Raw genomic sequence first — 1,286 nt, 5'->3', positions numbered from 1 at the left:
GGCGCCGTGAGGGCGCGGTTCCCGGGTTCGTGGCACGCCGCCGTGGCGCTCGCGTGGTGGGCGGGCGCCGGTGGGGCGGGGTGGTTACCAGGGTGGGGCGGTGGTCGCGGCGGTGAGGTGCGCGGGCGTGGCGTGGTCCTGGGTGCTGGGTGGGCTCTCGGCGTCGACGTCTGCTGTCCGGTGGGGCAGGTCGATGTGGAGGGCGGCTTTGCCGCCTTGTCGTGGTGTGCGTGCGGGGTCGATGGTGGTGGGTGGGATGAACCACACCTGGGTGGGGGTGGCGCGGATGGTCCAGCCGTCGTCGTGGATGCGGTGGTGGCAGCGGGTGCATAAGAGCACGCCGTTCGCGAGGTCGGAGCGGCCTGCGAGGGACCATTCCCGGATGTGGTGGGCGTCGCACCAGGACACGGGGGCGTGGCAGAACGCGCACCCGCCGTCGCGCTCGGCCAGCGCGATCCGTTGAGCGGGGGTGAAGAACCGTTTCGCGAAGCCGACGTCGAGGGCGTGCGAGCCGGTACCGAGGACCACGGGAAGGATGCGCATGTCCACCGCGAGGCGGCGCACGTCCCCTCCCGACAGCGGCGTCGCGATCGCGTCGCACGCGCCCAACCCGGTCCCGGTCTTCAGCACCTCGTAGTCGACGCGGACCACCACGGTGGTCGACACCCCGGCACCTGGCTGGTCGCAGCGCATCCCATGGCGGGCGAGGTCGACCAGCGCGTCGACCCGGAGGCGACCGGCCTCGCCTGGATCTGCCGGGCTAAGGCCCTGGTCGCGCCTTCGGGCGAAGCCCGCGGCGACCTGCGCGTCGCACCAGGTCTTCACGACCGCCCCGGAGGCCGGGTCCAACAGGCCGGTGAGGGTCACCATCCCGTCCGCACGCTCGGACAGCTGCAGGTACCGCTCGGCGCGTTGGCGGGCTTGGCGGGCCTGCCACCGGTCGACGTCCCAGCGGGCCACGACGTCCAAGCAGGCCTTGCGCAGGTCCGCCAAAGTCAGCCGTCTCGCCTTGTCGACCAGCGTCGCCGCGAGCGTGTCGGGTGCCCCCTCGCACTGCTCGAGGGTCTCGGCGATCACCCGGGCTTGCGCGGCGGACAGCTCACCGGCCAGCACCGCCGCCGCGACGGGTGATCGTGTCGGCCCCTCATCGGCTGTTTCATCATCGGCCAGCAACGTGCCCGTCACGATCGCGTCGCGGGCCTGACCGCCGGTGCCGCCTTGCCCCTTCGCCACCATCTGGTTGGCGTTGCGATGCCCGTGCCGGCGCGCCATGCCGCCGCCGCGGG

At 73.2% G+C, this 1,286-nt stretch carries 1 protein-coding gene; it reads right to left on the bottom strand.

What is annotated here, in order from left to right; all coding sequences use genetic code 11:
* Positions 1-84: 84 nt before the first annotated feature.
* The coding region (locus AOM09_RS00025) for an HNH endonuclease signature motif containing protein (protein WP_062382433.1) at positions 85-1,286 on the bottom strand (1,202 nt) is incomplete at its 5' end.

The organism is Demequina iriomotensis (assembly GCF_000971395.1).
GTDB lineage: Bacteria > Actinomycetota > Actinomycetes > Actinomycetales > Demequinaceae > Demequina > Demequina iriomotensis.
Note: the sequence above shows the minus strand (reverse complement) of the source record. Positions and strands in the feature narration are given on the sequence as shown.